Source organism: Hydrogenophaga sp. GW101-3F08 (assembly GCF_059424585.1).
On sequence record NZ_JBWKZP010000001.1, the window covers coordinates 971,683 to 988,095 of the forward strand.

At 64.5% G+C, this 16,413-nt stretch carries 16 protein-coding genes; 6 read left to right on the forward strand and 10 right to left on the reverse strand.

What is annotated here, in order from left to right:
* Nucleotides 1–28 precede the first annotated feature (28 nt).
* The 5 genes from edd (at nt 29) to AC07YZ_RS04875 (ending at nt 5,287) form a co-directional block, all read left to right on the forward strand.
* Nucleotides 29–1,852: a phosphogluconate dehydratase gene (edd, locus tag AC07YZ_RS04855; protein WP_494793915.1), complete on the forward strand. Its 1,824-nt coding sequence runs from the start codon at nt 29–31 to the stop codon at nt 1,850–1,852.
* Between the two features lie 118 nt (nt 1,853–1,970).
* Nucleotides 1,971–2,609: a bifunctional 4-hydroxy-2-oxoglutarate aldolase/2-dehydro-3-deoxy-phosphogluconate aldolase gene (locus tag AC07YZ_RS04860; RefSeq protein WP_494793916.1), complete on the forward strand. Its 639-nt coding sequence runs from the start codon at nt 1,971–1,973 to the stop codon at nt 2,607–2,609.
* A gap of 119 nt (nt 2,610–2,728) precedes the next feature.
* Nucleotides 2,729–4,345: a glucose-6-phosphate isomerase gene (gene pgi, locus AC07YZ_RS04865; protein ID WP_494793917.1), complete on the forward strand. Its 1,617-nt coding sequence runs from the start codon at nt 2,729–2,731 to the stop codon at nt 4,343–4,345.
* Nucleotides 4,342–4,914, forward strand: a complete 573-nt coding sequence (locus tag AC07YZ_RS04870; RefSeq protein ID WP_494793918.1) for a DUF4262 domain-containing protein — start codon at nt 4,342–4,344, stop codon at nt 4,912–4,914. Before pgi ends, AC07YZ_RS04870 begins: the two co-directional genes overlap by 4 nt.
* 4 nt (nt 4,915–4,918) lie before the next feature.
* Nucleotides 4,919–5,287, forward strand: a complete 369-nt coding sequence (locus tag AC07YZ_RS04875; protein WP_226492532.1) for a methylglyoxal synthase — start codon at nt 4,919–4,921, stop codon at nt 5,285–5,287.
* Nucleotides 5,288–5,341: 54 nt separating this feature from the next.
* On the opposite strand, the gene AC07YZ_RS04880 is transcribed toward AC07YZ_RS04875, so the two are convergent.
* The 4 genes from AC07YZ_RS04880 to AC07YZ_RS04895 are packed head-to-tail and all read right to left on the reverse strand — an operon-like array spanning nt 5,342 to nt 7,148.
* Nucleotides 5,342–5,770: an ACT domain-containing protein gene (locus AC07YZ_RS04880; protein WP_494793919.1), complete on the reverse strand. Its 429-nt coding sequence runs from the start codon at nt 5,768–5,770 to the stop codon at nt 5,342–5,344.
* On the reverse strand, nt 5,742–6,131 hold the full coding sequence (locus tag AC07YZ_RS04885; protein WP_494793920.1) for a DUF1801 domain-containing protein: 390 nt from the start codon (nt 6,129–6,131) through the stop codon (nt 5,742–5,744). The genes AC07YZ_RS04880 and AC07YZ_RS04885 overlap by 29 nt, the downstream gene beginning before the upstream one ends.
* A gap of 15 nt (nt 6,132–6,146) precedes the next feature.
* Nucleotides 6,147–6,704, reverse strand: coding sequence for a DUF4256 domain-containing protein (locus tag AC07YZ_RS04890; protein ID WP_494793921.1), 558 nt, complete (start codon nt 6,702–6,704; stop codon nt 6,147–6,149).
* 12 nt (nt 6,705–6,716) lie between these two features.
* Complete coding sequence (locus AC07YZ_RS04895) at nt 6,717–7,148, reverse strand: GNAT family N-acetyltransferase (protein WP_494793922.1); 432 nt, start codon at nt 7,146–7,148, stop codon at nt 6,717–6,719.
* A gap of 480 nt (nt 7,149–7,628) precedes the next feature.
* Between AC07YZ_RS04895 and AC07YZ_RS04900 the strand changes: the two genes are divergently transcribed.
* Nucleotides 7,629–11,456, forward strand: a complete 3,828-nt coding sequence (locus AC07YZ_RS04900) for a hypothetical protein (protein ID WP_494793923.1) — start codon at nt 7,629–7,631, stop codon at nt 11,454–11,456.
* A 106-nt stretch (nt 11,457–11,562) separates the two neighbouring features.
* Here AC07YZ_RS04900 and AC07YZ_RS04905 read toward each other — a convergent pair whose 3' ends face one another.
* The 6 genes from AC07YZ_RS04905 to AC07YZ_RS04930 form a co-directional block, all read right to left on the reverse strand.
* Nucleotides 11,563–12,216 (reverse strand): VOC family protein, encoded by a 654-nt coding sequence (locus AC07YZ_RS04905; protein ID WP_494793924.1) that lies wholly within the window; start codon nt 12,214–12,216, stop codon nt 11,563–11,565.
* A gap of 15 nt (nt 12,217–12,231) precedes the next feature.
* A complete protein-coding gene (locus AC07YZ_RS04910) occupies nt 12,232–12,645 on the reverse strand; it encodes a nuclear transport factor 2 family protein (RefSeq protein ID WP_494793925.1) in 414 nt (137 codons plus the stop codon).
* A gap of 44 nt (nt 12,646–12,689) precedes the next feature.
* Nucleotides 12,690–13,301, reverse strand: coding sequence for a nucleotidyltransferase family protein (locus tag AC07YZ_RS04915; RefSeq protein ID WP_494793926.1), 612 nt, complete (start codon nt 13,299–13,301; stop codon nt 12,690–12,692).
* A complete protein-coding gene (locus AC07YZ_RS04920) occupies nt 13,298–14,086 on the reverse strand; it encodes a hypothetical protein (RefSeq protein ID WP_494793927.1) in 789 nt (262 codons plus the stop codon). The genes AC07YZ_RS04915 and AC07YZ_RS04920 overlap by 4 nt, the downstream gene beginning before the upstream one ends.
* Nucleotides 14,087–14,108: 22 nt before the next feature.
* Nucleotides 14,109–15,467, reverse strand: coding sequence for an MATE family efflux transporter (locus tag AC07YZ_RS04925; RefSeq protein ID WP_494793928.1), 1,359 nt, complete (start codon nt 15,465–15,467; stop codon nt 14,109–14,111).
* Nucleotides 15,468–15,745: 278 nt separating this feature from the next.
* Nucleotides 15,746–16,339, reverse strand: a complete 594-nt coding sequence (locus tag AC07YZ_RS04930; RefSeq protein ID WP_494793929.1) for a TetR/AcrR family transcriptional regulator — start codon at nt 16,337–16,339, stop codon at nt 15,746–15,748.
* Nucleotides 16,340–16,413: the final 74 nt, after the last annotated feature.

The window sequence follows — 16,413 nt, forward strand, 5'->3', positions numbered from 1 at the left end:
GAACAGAACCCCTGAAGGAAGGCCCACGATGTCACAGATTCACCCCACCATCGCCCACGTGACCGAGCGCATCGCCCAGCGCAGCGCCGGCACCCGCGCCACCTACCTCGCCAGCATGGCCGCGCAGCGCAAGGCCGGCACCCAGCGCAGCGGCATGGGCTGCGCCAACATGGCGCACACCACGGCCGCCCTGCCCGCCAACGACAAGCTCAAGATCCACGCCGAGCGCGCGCCCCACGTCGGCATCGTCACCGCCTACAACGACATGCTCTCGGCCCACCAGCCCTACGAGCACTACCCCGAGCAGCTGCGCCAGCACGCGCACGCCCTGGGCGTGACCGCGCAGGTGGCCGGTGGCGTGCCCGCCATGTGCGACGGCGTCACGCAGGGCGCCGCCGGCATGGAGCTTTCGCTGTTCTCGCGCGACGTGATCGCGCTGGCCACCTCGGTGGCGCTGTCGCACAACGTGTTCGACGCCGCGCTCTTCCTCGGCATCTGCGACAAGATCGTGCCCGGCCTGTTCATGGGCGCGGCGCAGTTCGGCCACCTGAGCGCGGTCTTCGTGCCCGCCGGCCCCATGACCTCGGGCCTCTCGAACGACGCCAAGGCCAAGGTGCGCCAGCAGTACGCGCAGGGCCTGGTGGGCCGCGAGGCGCTGTTGGAGAGCGAGGCCCAGGCCTACCACAGCCCCGGCACCTGCACCTTCTACGGCACCGCCAACAGCAACCAGATGCTCATGGAGATCATGGGCCTGCATCTGCCCGGCGCTTCGTTCGTGAACCCCGGCACACCGCTGCGCGATGCCCTCACCCAGGCCGCGATGCAGCGCGCCGTGGTCAACACCGGTCGCACCGGCGAGCCCGCGATCTGCCTGGCCGACATCCTGAGCGTCAACGCCGTCGTCAACGGCATCATCGGCCTGCTCGCCACCGGCGGCTCGACCAACCACACCATCCACCTCGTGGCCATGGCGCGCGCGGCCGGCGTGCTGATCGACTGGGACGACTTCGCCGAACTCTCGGCCGTGGTGCCGCTGCTGGCGCGTGTGTACCCCAACGGCAGCGCCGACGTGAACCACTTCCACGCCGCCGGCGGCATGGGCTTCCTCATGCACGAACTGCTGGCCAACGGCCTGCTGCACGCCAACGTCATGACCGTGATGGGCGCGGGCCTCACGGCCTACGTCAACGAGCCCTGGCTGGACAACGGCGCCCTCGCCTGGCGCCCGGTGCCCACCACGAGCGGCGACACCAGCGTGCTGCGCCCGGTGGCCGACCCGTTCAGCGCCGACGGCGGCCTGCGCCTGCTGAAGGGCAACCTGGGCCGCAGCGTCGTCAAGGTCTCGGCGGTGAAACCCGAGCACCGCGTGGTGCGCGCCCAGGCCGTGGTGGTGAGCGACCAGCAGGACCTGCTGGCCCTGTTCAACGCCGGGAAGATCAACAAGGACCTGATCGCCGTGGTGCGCTACCAAGGCCCGCGCGCCAACGGCATGCCCGAGCTGCACAAGCTCACGCCGCCGCTGGCCGTGCTGCAGGACCAGGGCTTCAAGGTGGCGCTGGTGACCGACGGCCGCATGAGCGGCGCATCGGGCAAGGTGCCCGCCGCCATCCACCTCAGCCCCGAAGCCCTGGCCGACGGCCCAATCGCCCGCGTGATGGACGGCGACTGGATCACGCTGGACTGCGAGCGCGGCGTGCTCGAGCTGGAAGTGGACGCCGCCACCCTGGCCGCCCGCAACATCAGCCACCCCGACCTGAGCCACAACGCCCACGGCACCGGCCGCGAGCTGTTTGGATTGTTCCGCGCGCATGCGAGCACGCCCGAGTGCGGCGCGTCACCACTGTTCACTTGACCCCCCGCGCCGCCTGCGGCGTCACCCCCCGAGGGGCATCAGCAGCGGCCCGGCAAAGCCGGTTCCGCGCTGATCCCGACAGGCTCCCCCTCTTTTTCCTGTTGCACGAAAGACTGCCATGACCACCACCTGCTTCTCCCGCCCCGCCTTCACCTCCCGCGTCGTGCCCGTCATCGTGCTCAGCGACCCGGCCCACGCCGTGCCGCTGGCCCACGCCCTGCTCGAAGGCGGCATCGACGTGATGGAGATCACCCTGCGTTCCGACGCCGCGCTCGCCAGCATCGAAGCCGTGGCCAAGGCTGTGCCGCAGATGCACACCGGCGCCGGCACGGTGACCCGCGTGGCCGAGGTGCAGCGCGTGATCGACGCGGGCGCCAGCTTCGCGCTCTCGCCCGGCTGCACCGACGCGCTGGTCGAAGCCGTCAAGGCCGCCAGGCTGCCCTTCATCCCCGGCGTGATGACGCCCGGCGAAGTGATGCACCGCCGCGAACAGGGCTTCAGCCTCATGAAGCTGTTCCCCGCGCAGCAGGCCGGCGGCCTGGGCATGCTCAAGGCGCTGGGCGCGCCCATCCCCGACGTGATGTTCTGCCCCACCGGCGGCGTGAGCCCCGAGAACCTGAAAGACTTTTTGAAGCTGCCCAACGTGGCCATGGCCGGCGGCTCCTGGCTCACGCCGGCCGACGCGCTGAAGGCCGGTGACTGGAAGAAGATCACGCAGCTGGCCAAGGAAGCCACCGCCTTGGCCGCCAGCGCCTGACGGCACAATCACCACCCAGCTACCGCTCGGGCTGAGCCTGTCGAAGCCCTCGTACCGACACACCGCGCCAGCCCTTCGACAGGCTCAGGGCGAACGGAGAGAAACAAGGCCGCCGCCCCATGTCTACCCCGCAGACCTCACCCACCTCCCTCCCCGCCTGGCAACAGCTCGCCGACCTCGCCGCCGCGCCCCAACCCCACCTGCGCGATCGCCTCGCCGAGCCCGGCCGCGAACAGATGCAGGCTGCCGCCACCGGCACCGGCATCCAGATCGACTTCAGCCGCCAGGCGCTGGACGGCGCCGTCTGGGCCGCGCTGATGGACCTGGCCCAGCAGGCCGGCGTGGAAGCCCAACGCGACGCCATGTTCCGCGGCGACGTGATCAACACCAGCGAACAGCGCGCCGTGCTGCACACAGCCCTGCGCGGCACGCCCGGCGCCACCGGCAACGATGCGCCCTGGGGCGACGCCATCCAGCAGCTGGTGCAGAACGAACTGAACCGTGTCTGTGCCTTCGCCGACCGCGTACGCTCGGGTGAAGTGAAAGGCAGCACCGGCCTGGCCATCACCGACGTGGTGAACATCGGCATCGGCGGCTCCGACCTCGGCCCGCGCATGGCGGCCGACGCGCTGGCCCCGTGGTGCAGCGGCGGCCACCACGCCGAAGCCGCGGGCCTGCGCGTGCACTTCGTCAGCAACCCCGACGCCTGGGCGCTGCACAGCACGCTGCGCGACCTGAACCCGCTCACCACGCTCATCATCGTGGCCAGCAAGACCTTCACCACCCAGGAAACCATGACCAACGCCGCCTCCGCGCGGCGCTGGCTTGACGACGCCGGCATCACCGGTACTGCGCAGAGCCCGCACCTCGTCGCCATCACCGCCGCGCCGCAGAAATCCGGCGCCGCCGGCTACCCCACCGAACACACCTTCACCTTCTGGGACTGGGTCGGTGGCCGCTACTCCATCTGGTCCGCGCTCGGCCTGCCGCTGGCGCTGGCCATCGGGTCGAAAGCCTTCCGCGAATTCCTGGCCGGCGGCCAGGCCATGGACGCGCACTTCCGCAGCGCGCCGCTGGCGCAGAACCTGCCCGTCGTCCTGGCCATGGCCGGCGTGTGGAACCGCAACTTCCTGCAGTGCCCCACCCAGCTGCTCTCCACCTACCCCAGCCGCCTGGTGCGCTTCGCGCCCTTCGTGCAGCAGATGGACATGGAAAGCAACGGCAAACGCACCCGCAAAGACGGCCAACCCTGCGACACCGACACCGGCCCCATCCTCTGGGGCGGCCTGGGCATCGACGGGCAACACGCCTACTTCCAGCTGCTGCACCAGGGCACGCACCGTGTGCCGGTCGAATTCATCGGCGTGCAGAGCGAAGACACGCCCCTGCCCCTAGCCGCCGAACACCACCGCGTGGTCAACCTCAACCTGCGCGCCCAGGCCCAGGCCCTGGCCGTGGGCCGCAGCGAGGTCGACACCCTGCAAGCCCTCATGGCCGAAGGCCAGAGCGCCGAGCAGGCCCAGGCCTTCGTGAGCCAACGCGCCTTCAAAGGCGACGTGCCCAGCAGCACCGTCTGGCTCGACGCGCTCACCCCGCACAGTCTCGGCGCGCTGATCGCGCTGTACGAACACAAGGTGTTCACCCAGGCCGCCATCTGGGGCATCAACGCCTACGACCAGTGGGGCGTGGAACTGGGCAAGACCATGGCCAAGGCCATGGAAAGGGCGATGCAGTGAACACATATGCAACGCCTACCCGCCCCTATACCGACTTTGAACTGACGCTGGTCAAGGAAATCGAGACCCATGGGTTTCGGGTCAACAGCGTGCTTACCGACCACAAAACCAAAGAGCCCCAGTTTTCATACTCCATCGGAATTCAGAAGACATGCGGGGCGCCTGATCTGATCGTGTTCGGCCTACGCCCCAGACTGGCTCACCATCTTATTTGGGAGTATTTCGAGCGTGTCAAGCAGGGCGAGTCGCTGCCACCCCACAAGCGCCACTGGGGACTGTTGGACGGATATGGCGTTTTCCTACAACCTGCAAGGCGCAAAAGCTACGAAAAGCACATGCTGTCCTGCAACTGGTTTTATGGGGCCGGCAATTACGAAGCGAGTCAACTGATCTATCCACATCCCAAAGGGCAATGGCCTTGGTCGGAAGATGCAACGCCGCGCTTCTGTTGGGAGCAGCCGCTCATCTGTCCTGTTCCCTTGGGGCAAAGACGAGAAGCCGTTCGCAGGCGAAAGCCGCTCGACAACCAACGCCTGTACTCAATCCGAGATGACTCGCCCTCCCAGTAAAACCATGAACATCGCCCTCGTCGCCCACGACAAAAAGAAGAACGACATGGTGGCCCTGGCCACCGAATTCGCGCCGCTGCTGCGGCAACACACCCTCATGGCCACCGGTACCACCGGCTCTCGCCTGCAAGCGGAAGCCGGCCTCAACGTGGAATGCCTGCTCAGCGGCCCGCTCGGTGGCGACCTGCAGATCGGCGCGCGGCTCGCGATGGGCGAGGTGGATTGCGTGATCTTCCTGCGCGACCCCATGACCGCCCAACCCCACGAACCCGACATCAACGCGCTGGTGCGCGCCTGTGACGTGCACAACGTGCCGTGTGCGACGAACGTGTCGACGGCGAGACTGCTGCTGGACGATCTGGCGCGACGTTGAGCCGGCGGTAGCTTGACGGCGCAAGCTCTCGATCAAAGCGTCAGTTGAAAAGCGTCAGTTGACCGGCGGCTCGGCGCCTGGGCTGCTGCGCCGCTGAAGCCGCTGCAAAGCGGCCAGCGCTTCACCCCCCGACTCGACGGGCACAAAGAGGTGGTCGTGAAACGCCGCGGCCACGACGTTGCAGCTGATGTGGGCCTGGGCCAACGCGGTGGCGACCGCCGCCGTGAGGCCCACGGCCTGGAGATCGGAATGCACCGTGAGCGTGATCCACGCGGCGCGGAACAAGACGGGCAGCCCCGCCTTTCGGGCCCGCTGTTCCTCCACGATGAGCGTGAGGCCTTCGGCTTCCCGAAACGTGGCCAACGGCTCCAGTGAGCGGGTATCCGTGTCCGGCGACACGGAAGCGAACACATAGACCCCCTCGTTCAGCGTGGGCTGCATGGTTTGAAGAAGCTCAGCGAGATTCGAGACGGGGTTGCTCATGGCGGGCGAGTTTAGAGGCCTCCGTGGCCAGACGAACGGCGGTTTCCTGGAGAAGCGGCGTGCCCTCTTTCAGCTCCAGGGTGGCCATCTGGTACTTGCCCCCGGGCCTCAGGCGGGGCTCGATATGCCGCAAGCGCTGACCTTCCCAGAAGCCGAACAACACGCGGGTGGGTTCCGCCCGAATCAGCAGCACCGGGCCATGGGCGAAGTAGACGAGGTGCCCCCACTTCAGCCGCTCTTCCAGCTCGGGTGCGGCGCTGCGAACCACAGAGCGCAAGGCCTGCGCGTAGCTTTGTTGCCACCCACTCAGACAGGCCATGTACCCATCGGGGTTCGTCGCAGACGTCAGGACCATCTTCATCTTGTTGCCCAATCCTCACACCCGAAGCCAACCCCGGAAGCCCCTGGCCGCGTAGTACGACTGCACGCCGTTGTGATAGACGAACACCCGGCCATAGCGCCGGTCACCGAAGAGGGCGCCCCCGAGCGCCCGGACCTCGGGCGGCGTCTGTAGCCAGCTGGACGTCTTCAAATCAAACTCACCGAGCTGCTGCAGCGCCCGGTACTGTTCTTCGGTCAGCAGCTCAACGCCCATCTCGGCCGCCATTTCGGCCGCGCTGCTCTCGGGCTTGTTCTCCTTGCGGGCCGCCCGCGCCTCGCCGTCGAAACAGGTGCTTCTGCGCCCCGCCGGGCTTTCCGGGGAGCAGTCACAAAAGACGAAGTGCCCGGAATCGTTGGCATCCCCCATGACGTCCGGTTCACCCCCCGTGGCCTCCATCGCTTGCAGCGCCCTCAGCGCAGCGGGATGGCGTTCGAGCCTGGCAAGCACGTCTGACCATGCCGTCCCGGCATGCCGGTGCATGTGCCGCTCGAAGCGGGTCTTGAGCACTTGGAGCAATGCTTCGCGTTCGGTGGTTTTCATCTTCTCGGCCATGGCAGCCCCCCTCTAGGTTTCGTTGACATACCCCTGCACCAACGCCCCGGCCTGGTTTTCAAAGATGGCCATGGCGGTACTCATGCGCTTGAAACCCAGCTTCTTGTAGAACGACTCCTTGCCGGGCACCGCGTAGAGGATGATCTTCTTGTGCCCTCTGGACAACTCCACCAGCCTGGCAACGATCTGTTTTCCAAGGCCCAGGCCCTGATGGCTGGGCAGCAGCGCGATGTCGCAGATGTATGAGCAGTCCACACCGTCGGCCAGCGCCCGCCCGACCCCGACCAGCTTTCCGTCGTCGTAGACGAAACACCTGAACATGCTGTTCGTGAACGCGGTCTTCAGCCCGGCCGGGTTCTTGTTTCCCAGCGGCGCAGCGGCGTAAAGGGCGGAAAGTTCATTCCAGTCGAGACCATCGATCGAGTAAGACCAAACCAGCGGCACGTTGTGCTCCTCCTGTGAAAGTGGACCGTTTGAGATGAGAGAGGCGACCCGGCTGGACGGGGCACGTCGCCCATGCTACCGGGTCCGCGCGCTGATGCCGCAACACGCTTTCATGGCCATCGACAACACCGTGCGCGACGAATGTGGCGACGGCGCGGGAGGTATTGGATGATGTGGCGCGGTGCTGGCCCAGCAAGCGTTGAGCTCGTCGGTCAACCAACTGCGCTCACGAGTGGTGAGCTGAATTCGGCCACGAATGCAAGTCCAACATATCCACCATGTCGGATGATGGGTTCTACTCGCCGTCAATTGCCGCCACTATCCTCTGTCTACGGGGCCTGGTATCGGATTAAGCCGCTCATCCCAACAACAGCCCTCGATTGACTCGTCTCCCGGACCGCCCGCACACCCCGTTCTACCCTCCGGTGGGAATCCACCCTGCTTTGATGTCCAACACTTGGTTGCTGCTCCTAACCCGACATGATCTTCTTTGAACTTGAAGCCACCGATATCTCATCCCTCAATGATGGCGACTTGCGGGAGCTTGTAGCCCGTCTGTGCGAGGCGGAACTAATCCAGCAGGGTGTTCAGCCATCAAGCGTCACATGGGGCGGAGCCCAAGAAGCCGTAGATGGAGGGCTGGATGTGAGCGTGAAGGGCGCTGTCGGGATATCCAATCCGAACTTCGTACCCAGAGAGAACTCGGGGTTCCAAGTCAAGAAGCACTCGGTGGGTAAGTCAGCGTGCCGGAACGAGATGGAAAAAGACGGAAAACCCAAGGCAATCATTGAAACCCTAGCGTCACGAAAAGGAGCCTACATCATCGTCAGTGGAAGGGACGACTGCTCCGAAAAGATGCTGTCCGAGCGCTTGATCGGCATGAAGGAAGCGGTCAATGCCATGCAGGGGAAGGACAACCTGCACTTGGACTTCTACGGTCGTGACCGTCTGTCAGCTTGGCTGAGGCGACACCCCAGCGTCGCTCTTTGGGTCCGCTCGCGCTTGGGAAAACCCTTGGCAGGCTGGAAACCCTATGGTCGATGGGCGGCGACGCCTCCCAACCAAGATGACGAGTTCCTCGTCGACGACCACCCTTGCGTCATCGACGCAAATTCCAGTTTGAAGGATCCAAACCCCGTCTCGGAAGGGATCCGACTGACGCGGGACCGGTTGAGAAAACCAGGAAGCACCGTACGAGTTACCGGACTTTCGGGGGTCGGCAAGACCCGATTCGCACAGGCTCTTTTCGAGGCCAAAGTGGGACTCGACGCACTACCAGCAAGCGACGTGATCTACGCCGATCTCGGCAACGACCTCACCCCCACGGCGTCGGAGCTGGTCACGTATCTGATCGCCAATGATTTCGCCACCTATCTGGTCTTGGACAACTGCCCGCCGGACGTGCATCGAAGCCTGCAAAAACAAGTCGCAGCGAGCAGCGCGAAGTTGCGCCTCCTTACCATCGAATACGACATCTCCGAAGACAAACCCGAAGAAACCGAAGTCATCCACCTTGAACCAACCAGCGAAGAAACCGTTTCCAAGCTGGCCCAAAAGCGATTCCCGGACCTGGGTCGCGTCAATGCAGACAGAATTGCTGAATTCGCCGGCGGTAACGCTCGTGTTGCGCTGGCACTAGCAAGTCGGGTGAAGGCTGATGAGACGCTTTCCAATTTTTCAGATGAGGACCTTTTCCGAAGGCTCTTTTCCCAACGAAAAGGGGATTCGCCGGAACTGCTGCGAAGCGCTGAGGCATTGGCGCTTGTCTATTCCTTCAATGTTTCCCGATCGAATAACTGTGATGAGCTAGGCATCTTGGGAATCATCGCTGGCCTGGACCGGCAAACGCTACATCGAGACCAAGCGGAACTGCTTCGACGCCAACTGGAACAGCAACGCGGGAACTGGCGAGCAATCCTCCCACATGCATTGGCCAACCGGTTAGCGAAGCGCGCACTCCAGAGCATCCCGCTTGAAGATATCAACGCAGAACTTTTCAAGTACGAAAACCTTCGCTTGTTCCAATCATGCGCCCACCGTTTGGGCTATCTGCACGACTTTGACCGAGCGCGAGAACTGGCCCTCAGTTGGGTTCAGCCGGGTGCGCCTCTGGGCAATATTGCCGCCTGCAGTGAAAAGTATCTCGTGGCGCTGAGCTACGTCGCGCCGGTCTTCCCTGATGTAGTACTTCGTTCGATAGAACAGGCGTCATCTCACCCGGGATTTGCTTCTCGAGAGAACGGAAATTTCACTCGATTCGTCCGGCTTTTGTACCACCTCGCCTACGAGGACGAGACTTTCGATCGCGCGGCGGAGGTGCTGCTGAAGTTCGCCGAGACCGAGAAAGTAGGCGAGAACAACAACAGCATCGTCAGACAGATGCAGCAACTATTCTCGCTTCATCTTTCCGGAACCGAAGCCACACCTAAGCGGCGGCAGGCATTTGCCCAGAAGCTGCTCAATTCCCACAATCCAATACACCGGGAAATCGCCACGGAACTTCTACGCTCCGCCTTTGAGTCGCGTCATTGGACTTCATTTGGAACGTTTCATTTCGGGGCGCGCAAGAGAGGTTCGGGATGGCATCCCAAGACCCATGACGAGAAAATTGCGTGGTACGTTGGTTTCATGCAGTTGCTACAGCCTGCCCTGGGATCGACCCAGCCGCAGGATAAGGACTGGGCGAAGTCGGTGCTGGCAAGCCAATTCCGTACACTATGGTCTTTTGCCGGATGCTTCGACACTCTCGAACAGATCATTCGCGATCATGGGCGAGCGGGGAATTGGCCAGAGATGTGGATTTCCATCAAAAAAACCATTCATTTCGACGGTGACCGGCATACTCCAGAGTTGCTTGCTCGGCTTATGACCATCGAGAAGCTGACCGCGCCGTCAGATATCTACTCCGAGATTGAAGCCTATGCAATGGTCGACGTATGGGACCATATCGAGCTACGCGGCAAGAATTTTCAAGACAAGGCAAACGAGATCAGCGAAAAGGTTCGAAAGCTTGGGGAGCTTGCAGCGTCTGAGCCGGAGTATCTTCATCGCTTAGGAGTCAAGCTTTGGGAGACGAGCGCCCAGCCCCTGTTGTGGTTTGGGAAGGGGCTGGCCGCAGGAGCCGTAGACAGGCTTTCGATGTTTGACAATCTCGTCCAGTCATTTCTTAGACATCGATCGGATCGGACCAATCCCCTCCTGTTGGAGGGTTTCATCAGCGGTGTACACGATTTGGCCCCCCGCCAAGCACGCCAAATTCTGAAACGCGCGTTGGGCATTCCCGAACTAAAGCCTCATGCGGTCCACCTTCTGCAAGCTGTTCCGATGACTCATTGGGCCCTAAGGAGGCTTCTGGAGCTTGCACAGGGAGGTGAGCTTGAGGCATGGCGCTTCCAACAACTCCGCTACTGCCAGGAACACGAGGAAATTTCGGATAGCAAATTGACGCCCCTCCTCTCGGCAATCAACGCACTGGACAAGGGTTACCTCTCTACTATCGAGATGCTTTCCATGCGCCTGTTTGAGAAAAAACGCCAAGAATACACACCGAGTGAGGAACTTCGTGCAGTTGCGAGAAAGGCCATTCGTGAACTTGTCTCGGCGCACCGGGATGAGTTGAGGCAAGTTCAGCTGCATGGAATTGATTATGTCCTAGAGGAGGCTTTCAACACTTCAGCGCCTGAGAGCGAAATCAGGGAGATCATTAATCTACTCTGCGAGGGCATAGGGACATACCGTCTCTATGCCTTTGAATTAAACGATGTTATTACAGCACTGATCAAGAAATATCCAAACCTGCTCCTCGACACCATATTCAATGGAAGCAAAAGTGAGCAATCCGTCTTCACGTTGTTATTTAAAGATCACGCCTTGGACCAAAAAGAACCGACACTGAATGATGCCCCGCTGGAACAGATCATGGCATGGTGTGGGAACGATCAAAATCGCATCACAAAGGTCGCCAAGGCGGCATATGCCTATTGCACAATAGATCCAAAAAAATTTCCAAACGAAAATCCCGAACGCATAGTTATTAGCGATCTCATTAAATCCCTTCTGAAGGCCACAACCGACAAGCAAACAATGGTTGAAATCATATTCAATAGAATACAACCCAGCAGCTGGTCCGGACCGCTTTCAAAAATTTTGGAGATGCGATCTAATGCCTTCGCGGAGTTGCTCGAATACCCTGACTCTGAAATACAAGTGCTTGTAAAAATCAAGCTAGCCATCCTTGAAAATCGAATTCGCACGGAGCATGCATCCGAGGCCGAAAGACACAATGAACGCGAGCAGCGTTTCGAGTGACTGACCGCTGATTGGCATCAATTCAGACATAAACTGCTCAATTTCTCGAAGACAATTGCTTTCCGCTGGGTGTCGACTGTGGTCCGTCAGCCCAGCAATGGCACCTTCATCTGAGTCCATCCGGTATTACCAAAATCTTCGTCACCGAGTCATCCGCGCCGATCAACTTCATGGTCGCGCCAAACGCTCGGCCATCGCCCTGCTCCAGCGCCAACCCTGACGCATCTGCAGCCGCGACCAACGCGGCGCTGGGCACCACATCCGCCGGGAACCGCAGCGCTACATCGGCGACGTGGCTCCAACCACCATCCTGCTGCGATCGCCCCCGCCGCTCCGCAGGCCACTCGCTCGGAGCCGTACTGCCCGGAAAACTGAACAGCATGGGCTGCATCGGGTCGTCGCTGTAGGTGGCCACTTGAATGGCCATGCCCGCTGGCAAGTACGGCGGCCGGTAGTCCCAGGTGGGCACGCCCGCGCTGGCGAGGTCGCCATGGAGCGCGATGCCGAACGGGCAGGTGCCCAGCGCGCGCCACTGGCTGCGCTCCCACAGGCGGGTGCGCTCAATGGCCGGGCTGCGGGTTTCGGCTTCGCTGGTGAGCCAGAGCAGCTCCAGGTACAGGTTGTCGAACGCAAAGCACACGTTGGCCGTGCCCTGGCCGGGGTGCGTGCGGCGGTAGGTTTCTTGCAGGCCCAGGCGTTGCAGGGCGTCGATCTCGGGCCCGCCGGGCTCGATGAACATGAAGAGGTGGTCGATGGTCATTGCGCTTTCATGCCTTCACCTCGGAGCGTTTGGGTCACGAAGCACCGATTCGATGAGCTGGGTGTCGGCGTACTCCGTCAGCTCACACATTTTTCCCTCACGCATGCGGATGACCCAGCAGTAAGCGTTCTCGTACTTCTGCCCGCGCACGGTGGTGTTGTGGCCCGTGGCCTGGACCACGACCAAGTCTCCCTCTGCGATGAAGTTGCTCGCCGCAATGACGCTGGCGCCGCCGAGTTGCTGCCCGAGAGGGCGCAACAGGTCTTTCATGACCGATTCCTTGCCCATGTAGGTCTTCGACCAGGGCGTTGTCCCGATGATGGTCCACCGCACATCGTCGGCGAGCGCCTCGACGAAGGGGCGTCCATTCCCCTTTGCGGTCTCTGCGAACACTGCGGTCAGGACGGCCTTGTTTTCCTCTGGTTTCATGGGTACCTCCATAGGGTTCTGAACGGCGGAGCAAGGTGATCCGCTCACAGGACTGAGCGCGACCTGCCCTCTTCTTCCGCCGCCACGACGCTCAGCCACGGCCAGCGCGCCTGGTAGCTGCGCGCTTTGTCGCGAAACATGGCGGGCTGTGCGAAGCGCGGGTTCATGCGCAGGATGCCGCGTTGCAGTTCGTCCAGCCCGTTGGGCGCGTAGAGGGCGCGGCTGTGGGTGTCTATGCCCACGCAGGTGCAGGCGATGAGGTAGCGGTCGATGCCGTCGGTGGCGCGGGTGAGCTGGGGGTAGTCGGCCTGGAAGCGGCTGCGGTACCAGAGGTGCACGCGCGCCTGGTTCTTCACTTCCACGGCCACGCGCAGGTCGGCGGTGAGCGCCTGCACGGCGCGGATCACGCGGTCTTCGGCTTCCCACGAGAGGTCGGTGTCGTCGAAGTAGAAAACGTCGTAGTCCTTCACGCCCCAGTCGGGCGCCCGGCCGGTCTGCCGGTTCCACACGGCCTGAAACAGGCAGCCGGCGGTCAGGTGGCACTGGGGCAGGCGCAGGCTGTCCAGCCGCTGCAGCAGTTCGGCGTTGACGGGGTTGCTGAGCGCTTGCGCGATGAAGGAGGCGGGGGTCAGTTCGGTGGCCTGGGGCGGGTTCATGCGGCCCCGGGGGTGCCGCGCGACAGCAAGGCCTTGGCGGCTTCGATGCGCAGGGCCAGCGCCACGGTGGGGTCGTTCATCACGTCGCGCAGGAAGCTTTGTGGGTCCTGGTACGGGCCGGCCAGCGCGGCGTGGGCTGGGCCGCCCTGTGCCGGCGGGGCAGCGGGCTCGCCGGGCGCTGACGCTGCCGGGGCCTGCTGGGGCGCTGCGGGCTGCAGTTGGGCCAGGGCCGCCTCAAACGCGTCTGGCGGTGTGCTGGCGAGGCGGCTCAGGAGTTCGGCCTGGGCGTCGTTGCCGGGCTGGAAGTCGAGCGACGGGGCGTCGCCAAACACGGCGGCCAGGTCGGGCGCGACGAAGGCGGACCATTGGCCGGTGGTGGCCTGCAGCGCGGGAACCCAGGCGGCGGGTTGCACGGCCGGGGGCACCGGCGCATCCGGGGCGGGCAGCATCCGCAGCCGCCCGGGTTTCACGCCAGCCAGGTAGCGCTGGCGCAGGCCTTGCAGGAAGGCGGCGGCCTCTGCCGCCGGCACGGGCTGGGCCAGCGAGAACCAGAGCTCAAAGGCGTCCACGCCGTTGACGGCGATGGCCGGCGCGGGCAGGGCCAGCTCGGCCTGCACACCGCGCCAGACGGGCGAGAGGGTGGCCCAGTCAGCCGGGTAGCCGAGCGACAGCACCATGGCGCGCACGCGGCCGTCGCTGTCGGCCAGGCGCAGGGGCGCGGTGTCGTCCACCCCGGCGCCGGGGGGCAGGTACAGGCGCTGGTACTCGGTGTGCAGTCGGGTCATGCGGGCATGTTACCTGCCGGCATCAGCGCCCCCAACTCCCCAGGCGGATCGCGATGGCGAGGGTGGAGCCGTAGACGACCAGGCTGAGCGCGACAACGGCAAAGAGGCCGGTTGCGGGGGTCTGGAACGTGCGCACGCAGAGCCAGCCACCGACCACCAGGATCACGAGTCGGCCCATGCTGCCGGTGAGCGGCCAGAACATGCGGCCTGCGCCCTGCGAGGCAAAGAACAACGCCAGGCCCAGCCCGAAGAAGGCGTAGCAACCGCCCACGATGTTCAGATACGTGGCGCCCACCGCCAGCACTTCGGCATCGCTGGTGAAGAGGCCCATCCACAGCGCCGGTGCGATGGCCGTGGCCAGGCCAATCGCGCCGGTGATCACGGCCACCAGCGCGCCGCCGGCCCAGGCCACGCGCACCGCGCGCACCGTCTGGCCCGCGCCCATGTTGGTCGCCACCATCGCGGTCAGGGCGGTGCCGAAGCCAAAGGCGATCGGCACCAGGATGTATTCGAGCCGCGCCGCCACGCCGTAGCCCGCGAGCGCGGCCGTGCCGTAGCTGCCCACGAAGGCCGTGGTCACCGCGATGGAGGCGTTGCTGATCACCGGGCTCAAGGACGCGGGCAGGCCCACGCGCAGAATGTCGCGCAGCAGCGGCAGGTGCAGGCGCCAGCGCGAAGCCCGCAGCTGCACGGCGCCGTCGCGGCGCCACAGGTGGGCCGCCATCACCAGCGTGGCCACGGCGTTCACGGCCAGCGTGCTGGCGGCAGCGCCGGCCATGCCCAGACCGGCCACAGGCCCCCAACCGAACACCAGCAGCGGGCACAGCACCAGGTGCAGCAGCGCGGTGCCCAGCAGCATCACCGAGGGCAGCACCATGTTGCCCGCGCCGCGCACCACGGCGGCCAGCACGTTGGTGGACCAGATGAGCAGCGCACCGCTGAACAGCACGTTCGAGTACACGAGCGCGGCTTCGAGCGCCGCGCCGCGCCCTCCCATGGCGCCAAAGATGCCGCGCCCGAAACCGAGCATGACCAGCATGAACAGCGCGGCCAGCAAGGCGCCGAGGAGCAGCGCCTGCTGCGCCAGGCGGTTGGCGTCTTCGCTGCGCCCGGCGCCCAGGGCTCGCGCCACGGCGGCGGTGGTGGCGCCACCGATGCCGCCGGCCGACATCTGCAGCATCAGCATCGACAGCGGAAACACCAGTGCGATGCCGGCGAGCGCGTCCGGGCCCAGGCGGCCGAGGATGTAGCCGTCGTAGCCGATCACGATGGTCATCGCGAACAGGCCCATCACATTGGGCGTGGCCAGGCGGAGCAGCGTGGGCAGCAGCGGCGCGTGCAGCATCTGCTGCACACGGGTCTGGGCGATGGCGGCGCTCATGGAGTACCTCCGTGCGGTGCACTGCGGTGCGAGCTGGCTTGGGAACGGCCCGGCGCGGCGCTCATGCTTCCGTGCCCCGCAGGTAGGTGCCCGGCTCGGCCGGCAGGCCGCGGCTGGCGCCGGTGATCAGGACGGTGGCGTTGTGAGGTTTCATGGTGTGTCGGCTCCTGGGTGGGCGAAAAAAGCAGGACGGTTCATCGATGGACTCATGACGATCGTCATATTCAAATCCGAACCGAAAGAAATGCCCTGGTGGGCACGTGATGGACGGGCATGCTTCAGGCCGCCGGTGGGGGGGCGTCGTAACGCGCCAGCAAGGCACTGCGGTTGGCGGCCAGCAGGGCCTGGCCTTCGGCGTTGTCGCCCAGGGCCCGCGCGAGCTGCAGCGCGCCCACCATCTGGCTGGCGATGGCGGCGGCGCTGTCGGGCGCGGCGTCGGCGGGCAGGGTTTGCGCGACCAGCGCGACCAGGCTGCGCACGCGCTGCACGGCCGCGGCGCGCACCTCGGCCGACTGGCGCGGCATCTCCGAAACCAGCGCCGCGACCGCACAGCCGTTTTCGGTGCCGCTCAGGTGGCGGTCCGAGAGGTAGCTTTCAATGAGCGCGCGGAACGGGCTGGCGCCGCGCGCCGCGCGCAAGGCGTTGCCCTGGCCCAGGCGGTCCACGCCTTGCTGCCCGGCGTGGGCCAGGGCCTCGACGAGCAACGCATCGCGGGAGGCAAAGTGGGCGTAGAACCCGCCGTGGGTCAGGCCCGCCTCTTTCATGATGTCGGCCACGCCAACCCCGGCGAAGCCGGCACGCCGGATCGCCCGCGCCGCGGTGTCGACGATGCGTTCGTGGGTCAGGGCCTTGCGGCTGGGTGCGGTTGGCATGCCGGCATTTTAGCCATAAATATGATGACCATCATATTTACTACCCGCAATCGCCCTGGGGTTTTCATGCCGAC